General features: G+C 33.2%; 7 protein-coding genes. 3 read left to right on the forward strand and 4 right to left on the reverse strand.

What is annotated here, in order from left to right:
* Positions 1-114: 114 nt before the first annotated feature.
* Positions 115-1,959: an SH3 domain-containing protein gene (locus tag H9632_RS18455; protein WP_191705523.1), complete on the reverse strand. Its 1,845-nt coding sequence runs from the start codon at positions 1,957-1,959 to the stop codon at positions 115-117.
* Between the two features lie 266 nt (positions 1,960-2,225).
* On the opposite strand from H9632_RS18455, the gene H9632_RS18460 reads away from it, so the two are divergent.
* The 3 genes from H9632_RS18460 to H9632_RS18470 all read left to right on the forward strand — a co-directional run bounded on the left by H9632_RS18460 (position 2,226) and on the right by H9632_RS18470 (position 5,910).
* On the forward strand, positions 2,226-2,906 hold the full coding sequence (locus H9632_RS18460) for an amino acid transporter (RefSeq protein ID WP_191705524.1): 681 nt from the start codon (positions 2,226-2,228) through the stop codon (positions 2,904-2,906).
* Positions 2,906-4,318 carry an efflux RND transporter periplasmic adaptor subunit gene (locus tag H9632_RS18465; RefSeq protein ID WP_191705525.1) on the forward strand — a complete coding sequence of 471 codons (1,413 nt, stop codon included), beginning with the start codon at positions 2,906-2,908 and terminating at the stop codon, positions 4,316-4,318. Before H9632_RS18460 ends, H9632_RS18465 begins: the two co-directional genes overlap by 1 nt.
* 113 nt (positions 4,319-4,431) lie before the next feature.
* Positions 4,432-5,910 carry an S-layer homology domain-containing protein gene (locus H9632_RS18470; protein WP_191705526.1) on the forward strand — a complete coding sequence of 493 codons (1,479 nt, stop codon included), beginning with the start codon at positions 4,432-4,434 and terminating at the stop codon, positions 5,908-5,910.
* Positions 5,911-5,994: 84 nt separating this feature from the next.
* Here the strand turns inward: H9632_RS18470 and H9632_RS18475 are convergent, their stop codons facing one another.
* The 3 genes from H9632_RS18475 to H9632_RS18485 all read right to left on the reverse strand — a co-directional run bounded on the left by H9632_RS18475 (position 5,995) and on the right by H9632_RS18485 (position 9,053).
* Positions 5,995-7,032: a hypothetical protein gene (locus H9632_RS18475; RefSeq protein WP_191705527.1), complete on the reverse strand. Its 1,038-nt coding sequence runs from the start codon at positions 7,030-7,032 to the stop codon at positions 5,995-5,997.
* Between the two features lie 96 nt (positions 7,033-7,128).
* Complete coding sequence (locus tag H9632_RS18480) at positions 7,129-7,974, reverse strand: hypothetical protein (protein WP_191705528.1); 846 nt, start codon at positions 7,972-7,974, stop codon at positions 7,129-7,131.
* Positions 7,975-8,141: 167 nt separating this feature from the next.
* The gene (locus H9632_RS18485) at positions 8,142-9,053 is read right to left on the reverse strand and encodes an Rgg/GadR/MutR family transcriptional regulator (RefSeq protein WP_191705529.1); all 912 of its coding nucleotides are present in this window, start codon (positions 9,051-9,053) and stop codon (positions 8,142-8,144) included.
* Positions 9,054-9,260 lie beyond the last annotated feature (207 nt).

Raw genomic sequence — 9,260 nt, forward strand, 5'->3', positions numbered from 1 at the left:
TTCATCAGTTAACTTTATTTTAAAACAAAAAAGACTGTAGGCAAACTCGAATTTCTTCGAGTTTGTCTACAGTCTGAGCTGTCTCTATAAAATTAGAGACAGCTTTGATATTCACTAAACTTTATTAACTTTTATTTTCTTATTGTAAAATAAATATGCCCCACCAAATAAACTAAATACTAAAGCTAACACAATTACTATTAAGCTCCACGATGCAGCTTTCTCTTCCACTTCCATCCCTAAACTTTCTTCCCCAGTGGCAGCTGTGGCAATGAGCGGTTCTTCTTTTTTATCCAGCTCAGTTCCCTCTACAATTTGTTCCTCTGCGATTAAGCTTTGCAAAAGTGGTAATGTATTTTCATAAACTTGATACTTTTTCATATCCATTAAGTCTAAACTTGAAATAGTATCGATATATACCCATTTCATTTCGGATTTAAATGGAAGGCGTTTGAACACGACATAACCTTTCTGCAATTGTTTACCTGCAATTAATGCATTTTCGTTTGCTTCTGTTACTGCTACATCTAAAGGCATTTGATAATCTGCAAAACCAAGTGCATCATAGCCATTTCCCAACTGCTCAACACTTAATAACTGGCGGTAAATATAAGTGTCATCTACTACCTCATCACCCTCTAAAGGAAATTGGTACATTGTCTCATTAAAAAATCTATCTTCAGCAGAAGCCAATGCATTGAATTCCTCCGCATTAATTGTGGTGCCATAAAAATCTCGAATTACATTCTCGATTTGCAAACGATCAATATATTGCATATTTTCCTGTGGAGAATATGCGCTATCTGTAGTTAGCGCGCTTAATTCATAGCCTGGCAAACCACGCTGCACTCCCTGTTCTACATTCTTCACCATTGTATATGCATTACGGGAAACTGCTTTTTCGTAAGGCATTTCAAGGAAAACTGATTGGGCAAGCTTTATTTTCAGTTTTTCCATTTCTCCGGGTAGCATTTCGGCCTTTTTCACTGAGCTAACATTTGATGCTAAATTCAACAACTCATTTTTGGCACGATTTAAATCAAACGAAAACTTATCCGAAAGCGATGCTGATTTATAATCATCACTGTAGATTACCTTTGCACCCTTGGCCCTTTCGTACTTCGCAAAAAGTTCTTCATACTCTTTTTCTGAAACTTCCTTTGTTTTACCACCATTTGATAAACTAAATTTTTCTAAATAAACCGTTTCATCATACTCATTCTTTTTTTCTCCGCCGTAGTAATTTTTTGAAGTTACTTGTTCATGTGTAAAGGTAAGTTCTGAAAGTTTTCCATTACTTGATTGCACGATAAAATAGTTGTTCAAATATGTATTGGCTACTATTTCATAGGAATCTTCCCCATCACTTACTTCATAATAATCCGTTTTTGCCTGATCATTTAATTCGGATAATGTAAATTTCTTTTCGGAATTTGTCTGTGTATGATGGAATAAATAATAATCTGTCGTATCTTTTAACACGGTTAAACCATGTTTTAAGTTTTTTTGATATATGACTGTATCGCCACTATATATCTTTTCAATATATTGTCCTTTTGTAGGATCCGCATCAACAATGATATATAAATCTTCTATACCATCTTGCGTGAAATCATTCACTAATGCATAAACGAGATGCTCTGTCTCCTCGAGCAATTTATAATATATCGAATACACGGGGAGTAAGTCTTCTGCAAATGGTTTAATAGATTCATTACGAACCCAGCCAAGTCGACCATTATATTCAACTTTCGACCAGCTATCCTCTTGGCGTATTAGCTTCACTCGAGCTCCCTGCTTCAATACCGCAACTTTCATGCCGTCCGGATTTGCTGTAGCTGTCATGTTGGACCCTTGCTCAGCAGAAATAATAGCATACACTTCCTCTGCAAATACATCACCTGCAAACCCGATCACACCGAATAAAACTATAATAAATAGCATAAAGCTCTTTTTCATTAAAATTTACCACTCATTCCTTTAATATCCTTACCACATAATTTTAGCAAAAATAAAGTTAATAAATGTGGATAATTTATGTTTATTTGTAAGTTTGGGAAGTTTTTTATTCTTGGTATATATTTTCAAAATACACATATTAATTCATTTTCTTAACTTAAAAGACTTATAATTGATTTAGTCATCTATTAGACTGTAAATATATGTGTAAATCCCTTTAAATTGGGGTACTTATCATATGTTATAAAAATTATTGAGGTGAATTTATGTACGAATTCAAATTTTGGCAGCAGCTTTCTCACCCCTCGCAATTAATACATAACCTTGAAAGTAGCGAAAGCCATCATCTTAAAGGGTATTTAAAAAGTGTTTGGGCAATTTTTGGCTTTACGTTACTTTTTTTTATTGCACGTAACCTTTGGGGGATGAATACAGCCGATTTAACCGCGTTACTTGTAAATGGTGAAGGGCATTTATATAGTTTTGCCCGTATGATGTCTTTAATCGGATCTATTTTAGCAGGCATTTTATTTTTTGTTTTCCATTATTACGTCATTACATATGTAATTTACTTACTCACAAAAATTCCTTATCGCTGGATTCAAAAGATTCAGCTTTATGCGTTACTTTTCATAGTCCTTGAGAAAACACTGACAATCATCGTTTTTGCAATTGCTGGTTTTTCTACACCATTTACATTGTTCTCATTGGCTCCGATGATGGCATACGTGTATTATCAAGACTATTTATTATTTTTTCTAAACCAATTAACAATAGCAACAATTATTACAGTATGGATTCAATACATATTTTTATCTAATTGGGTCGAGCGTCCAAAAGCTTTACTTATAAAATTAATATTGATTCAAGTTATTGTTGCCTTGCTTGTCGCATTATCTAGCATTCTTCCTATCTTAACTTGGATTGAAGGGTGGCTTGGTCAATAATGCTTATTACAAAAAAAGTAAAGTTCTTTAGTATACTCGCCATGTTCTTTGTAGTGGTGAACGGCTATTTACTATTAAAGGACAACGATATTATTTTAAAGAAATACTATATTAATAATGTGCAATTTGCAGTAGCAGAAAATCATGAAAAAGTTTTTGAAACCGATGCAGTAGTATCTTCTAAGTATGAGCATTTCATTGCAGCGCCTGTGCAGTCCATTAACGAAGTGCTTGTTGCAGAAGGGCAAAGCATTAGCGCCCTGAGCGAACTAGCAATTTATAAGCCGGAAGAAGCCGAACGTGAAGTAACACGCCTGCAAACTGACCGGGAAGCCTATGCAAATGAATTAGCTGAATTAGAAAGGATTGTTTCCGATTTACAGTATGAAGGCAGTAGTTCAACGCCAAGTACTGCAACAGATTCAACAACACTAGGGGATAATGAAAACTGGAATATTAATCTAACGCTGGAGCTTGGCATTGAGCAAAATACACCAACTGCAGAAGGCATCGCGATTATCCAGCGCTCCATTGCAGAAACCGAACGCCAGCTAAGTATATTGGATAGTATGATTTCACAATTAAGCAGTAATAACTCTCTTACCTCTCCAGTTGACGGTGTTGTCAAAGAGATTGTACTCGAAGGCGATTCCATTACTTTTAAAATTCAGTCACAAGAAAAGAAAGTTGTAGCCTATGTAACATATAAAGACTGGCAGGAAATAGAAATAGGTCAATCTGCTACAATTTCATTTGGTGAAAAAGATGAATATAGTGTTGAGGGCAATGTATTGGAAAAGCAGCAAATTCCGGCACGTAATTCCATTGCCTTTAATGAAATATTAAAAAAGAAAAAAATCAATCGTGATGAAACGGTTTATGAAGTAAGTATTGAACCTACAGATATGTTGTTGGAAAAGCCAATCGGAACTCTAGCTAAAGCTAAAATTACAACAGTAGAAGCAAATGATAGTTTCCAAGTAAGGGATCATTGGCTTGTCCAATATAAGGAGGGCAATGAAGAAAATCTGATTTATGCAGTTGGGGACGATGGAAAAACTAAACTAGAGCCTGTCAATGTTGCCTTTAAGCATAAAGCAGAGATCAAGCAAACGGAATTTATGTATGAAGAATCGGTTGAAGAAAATGCTGAAGAGACGAAAATACCAGCTGAACCTCGTATTCAGACGGTTCAACTAAAAAATCCAGATGAAAAAGAAGAGATACCTTCTAAGCGTGATTTGGAAGATACAGCCGTCTTCACAGCACCTATTGCCACAACTCAGATTTTTATAGATGGAGATGAAAAAAACCTATTAGCTCCAACATTCAGACCATATCCATTACAGACATTTGACTGGGACTATGTAGATGTCACATGGAGGGAAACTTTATGGTATTTAATGAAATAACTGGTGTTTGAGAATAAAATGCGCGGGTAAAGTCAGAAATAACACTGATTCTCCCGCTCTTTTTCAAAAGCGCATTCACTAAAATAATCCGAAATAAAAAGGAGTAGAAACGGATGAAAAAAAGAATGACAAAAACTTTCCTTGCTGCCACATTCTTCGCTTCTGCGTTATTCATAGCTAGCGATGATGCTTCGGCCAAAAAAACATTTTATGATGTAGATAATAGCCGTAATTCCCACACAGAAGCTATTCAATATTTAAATAATCTAAACGTTTATGACTATAAATCCGGCAATCAATTTAATTTCAGCCGACCGGTTTCTCGAGCAGAAGCATCTAAAATTCTTCATACAATATTGTCAAATGATTCAAGTTTATCTATTCCGAAAGTACGCTCTTATAATAGTCAGTTAAAAGATTTGAGAAATTCAACTACTTTCTCAAAGGAGATTATTTGGGCATATGAAGCTGGTATTTTTGATGGAGATGAGTACGGTAACTTCAATCCGGATCAGGCTGTCAAACGCTCACATCTTTCTAAAATTTTAGTAGAAAGCTTCAAATTAAAAGCAAAAGATACTCATAGCTTTAGAGATGTTTCAAAATCAAGCTGGTATTATGATTATGTTAATATTTTGGCAAGTCACGGGATTACAACAGGCGATGAGTCCAATCGTTTTTTACCGAATAATAATGTAACTAGTGCGCAAATGGCTACTTTTTTATATCGTACACTAAACTATAAAAATACTGGACAAGTAGGAGGAAACACGCCTCCCCCACCAGCTGCTGAAAAACCAGATACTGCTACAACAACTTACAATAGCGAATATGACTTTGCCTGGAAACAGACCGGCAAAAATTTAGAGTTCGAGTTAGAAGGTGTTGATAACAATAAAATAGTGGCACGCTATATGACTAAAGAGGGAAAAAGCTTTTTCGGTGCCCAAAATTTTAAAATTGGTACCGCTACTGCTGCACAGGTAAAGGCGAAGTACGGAACGAAAAATGCATCAGTTCGCCGTGGAAACGTTAACTATAATACCGCATCGTCCGAGGAATATAATTTCTATTTGATTGATGATTATTACGTTACATTTTTCTACGATTTGCATAAAAAGAATGTGATTCGTTCGATTTTATATGTACACAAAGATTACGAAGTGAAAAAGGATGGCTTCTATGGAAATATTTCGGATACACAAAAACATTCCGAGCAATTAATGGTCGAACTCATGAACCAAGCACGTGCTGCTGAAGGTGTTCAACCATTAACACATTCACCTCAATGGGCTGCCATCGCTCGAAAGCATAGTAAAGATATGATTGATAACAACTATTTCTCTCATACGAGTCTTTCAGGTGCATCTCCTTATGACCGCATGATCAGCGGTGGGATGAGCAAAGCAGAGCTTAGAACATGGGGTGAAAATATTTCCTATGGTCACTATAATGTAATTTATGCACATGAAGGCTTTATGAATAGTAAAGGACATCGTGACAACCTCCTACAATCGCGCTTCAACCATGCCATTGTAGGATTAGAGTATAGTAGTCAGAAAGCACCTTATTTTACAATTAATTTTTATTAGATAACAGAAAAACACATTTCGCTTTTAAGGCGAAATGTGTTTCATTGTTTTAAACGGTCATATTCTGTTTCAATACCGAGGGAATTATTCCAACCACCAGTCAAATTGCTCATACCAATTTAATATATTTTCATCATGAGCATACATTATTTTCTCTAACGGAAAAAACTCTTCATGAATTTCACGCATTAATAACTTTATATCGATTTTGTTGTTAGAGTGATAATACAATTCAGTTAATGCTAAAAGAATATGTTTATATTCATCATATAAAGGAATTGTATAGAGGGCTATATCAAGATAATCTGCTGGCTTTATTCGTGGTAATCTTGACCATAGTTCAATTATTAATGGATTAATAATATCCTTTTCATATGGAATTGAATTTCTCAAGTAACTGGTTGTTTTATGAAATACATAATTATAAAGCTGGGCAGCCTCATCATTTCTCTCCTTAGCTACTAACCATTCAGAAGCCATAGCCCCAACCATATATAAATGGATTATTTGTTTATACTTTTTATTTGATGCATGATCTGCTATTCCCCATCCCTCTGAAATGTGATTTATCCGATTCACTGCGAGTTTAAAACTTTCCAATGGTTTATCCTGTTGCGCTAATATTCCTGCTGAAAGCCATAAAAATTGATAATCATCTAAATCCTTTTGAAGATTATAAGACCAAAAGATTTCATTGTTCTCGATAACTGTTAAGTATGCTTCCCAAATCTTCTCACTATTTTTAGAATCATGTACCTCAAAGTGCAGCAGCATTCCCGCTAAAAGAGCAGTATGTGTTTGTTTACTAATAAAAAAATTAATCGAATCATTTAAATGGTTTGAAAGGTGCCCTACACACGCCTTCCTTATATTTGCATAATTTTCCTGTTGAGGAAGGGCGTCTATTTGAATATTGCATAGCGTGATTTGTACAACTTCTGTTATTAATTCATTATTTATAACAGATAACTCTTCTAATAATTGCTTAATATTAATTTCATCCTCAGTCTCAAAATAATAATAGATTAATTCTGTTGCGAGAAGTTTTATTTCTTCTTTACTTTGCTTATTTATTTTTAATTGGCCGTAAACATCAAGTAATTTCCAGTCTTCTGAAATCATTTAAATCCTCCAAGGAAAAATAGTCTTTATCAAATGAACGGTAACAAATCTTTATCTTGGAATTTTTCACCTTCATCATTTCTGTTTTATAATAATTTAAAATAATTTTATTTTGTCCTCATAAATTAAATGCTTATACGTATCAAATAATTTCACGTTTACCCCTTTTACTATGTATGGTAATTTAATAAGCATTTTATTTTTTAGTATCTTCCTTTTTATTTGAAATCCTTGACCAGAAATTCGAATATCTGAAATTTCAATCTCCCCACCTATAATACTTTTACCAATTCTTTCGTAAAATGAGGCAATAATTGAGGCTTCTTTTGGAACCCCTATTATTTTTACCATCCTCAAGTAAGGATTTGGTAGCGCCAATATCATTGCACCGATGTACTCTTTATAAGTAGATAAATCAAAACCAAGGTATTTCTTAGTTAAAGTATCCACCTTAAAAATGTCTTGCTCATTTAATTGATTTAATATCATTTGTTTGTCATCAAAAGAGGCACATATCCGAAATGCAACAGATCTTTTCGGTAATATATATTCCAAAGGCATACTTGGAAATAGTGTGACTTTTGTTAAAATAGGTTTTACTTTTTCAATTGAATTTATCGTTACATTATCCATTGCATTACTTAGAGCTCTTTGTGATATTTTAGGATTAAGAAAATAATTCAACCCCTCTTCTGGGGTTTTTCTAAATTCTCTACATAGATAAAGTGTTCGATGTTGATCAAGCTTAATATATACAAAAGGTACTCTTTCCCCATATTTTCTTCTTGATTCAATCGGAAGTGAGTATTGCTGCTCAATTGGGCAAAGTTCTACAATAGAGAAGATATTATAGTATTTATCTTCTATTCGATGATGCATCCATAGTGTCGTTATTTCTGTTCTTGAAAATTCTTGGATTAACGATTTTAAATCTAAATTCATAACAATCCTCCCTTATATTTATAGTATTTAATTTGCGCCATTGCATTATATTAGCATCTTTTTACCTATTTATATTAAATGTCCACTATAATTGACTTTTTTATAATTCATAAAAAAAGTAGCATCTCACACCCATGTTAATGGATATAAATACTACTTTTTAAGAGCTATTTTTTTGTTATATGAAAGGCAATCTCTAAGTTTCTGTCCGTCTTTTTTTCAACATGAAAATTTAATTGTTCTAAAAGTGCAATACATTGTTTTTGTTTATTACCCATATTGAAATATCCTAAATATGTTATAACCTTTTCTAAATCTTCCGTAGACTGCTTTTTATTCGTAGTTACTTCAAGAACTTCACGAAAATATATACGCATCGTTTGGTAGTACATATCGTTTTGCAACACTTCGGCCATATCCTCATACTCTAAGAAATATTTTTCAGCCACCGGAAAATTAGATTCTAGTATATTTTTATTAATAATATTCAAAAGAAGCATTGCGTATTCATTGCGATATCTTCTTAATATACGGAAGTTCGTAATTATGCTTTTACTACGTTTAAACACAATATCGATTAAATCTTGTGAGAAGTAATTAATTGAATTGGAAAATAACATAATTTCATAATATCCCCATGAATCACAATTTAATAAATAATTACTTAATTGTTCGAAATCTTTGGATGGGGATTCGTTTTTTAGTATACGCAGCATATTTTCCACCATAATTTTATAATGGTAATACTTGATATTATTTGTTTTCTCATACTCTTTGCTTAATTTATTAATTAACAATATTAATCCTTCGATATCTTTTTTGTAATATACAGAAGCGATATCGGTAAACAAATGAAATTCAACACTTTCTTTTTGTGTATGAATTACATAAAATTCATCTAGTGAAATATTTAAACGATCCAATAAGATGAAAAACTTACTTACTGTTGTATCGCTATCACCTTTTTCAAAATTACTGCGGGCCTGACGGGATAAAAGTCCCGTATATAGTGATTGAGAAGAAATTTTTTTATCTAGTCTTAATTGTTTAATTGTCTTGCCGATACTATTGATTTCCATCTCTTTCTACACCCCTTTCCCACAAATTTACATTTCATTATAACATTATGATTTAATATTTTTAAAATTATTAAACACACTGATTGTAAATATATTTGAAAGGATATGTAGAACATAATATGAATCGTATAATCAATAAATTTGTGATTGTTTCTGATAATTCCAAGGCTGTACAATCCTCATTAAGTACTAGAAAAGCGGGGGTTG

Source organism: Solibacillus merdavium (genome assembly GCF_014836935.1).
GTDB classification, from domain to species: domain Bacteria; phylum Bacillota; class Bacilli; order Bacillales_A; family Planococcaceae; genus Solibacillus; species Solibacillus ferritrahens.

Excerpts from the sequence above, each read along its gene's own strand:
- H9632_RS18460 (WP_191705524.1), top strand. The coding sequence starts at position 2,226 with ATGTACGAATTCAAATTTTGGCAGCAGCTTTCTCACCCCTCGCAATTA.
- H9632_RS18470 (WP_191705526.1), top strand. The coding sequence starts at position 4,432 with ATGAAAAAAAGAATGACAAAAACTTTCCTTGCTGCCACATTCTTCGCT.
- H9632_RS18480 (WP_191705528.1), bottom strand. The coding sequence starts at position 7,974 with ATGAATTTAGATTTAAAATCGTTAATCCAAGAATTTTCAAGAACAGAA.
- H9632_RS18465 (WP_191705525.1), top strand. The coding sequence starts at position 2,906 with ATGCTTATTACAAAAAAAGTAAAGTTCTTTAGTATACTCGCCATGTTC.
- H9632_RS18485 (WP_191705529.1), bottom strand. The coding sequence starts at position 9,053 with ATGGAAATCAATAGTATCGGCAAGACAATTAAACAATTAAGACTAGAT.
- H9632_RS18475 (WP_191705527.1), bottom strand. The coding sequence starts at position 7,032 with ATGATTTCAGAAGACTGGAAATTACTTGATGTTTACGGCCAATTAAAA.
- H9632_RS18455 (WP_191705523.1), bottom strand. The coding sequence starts at position 1,959 with ATGAAAAAGAGCTTTATGCTATTTATTATAGTTTTATTCGGTGTGATC.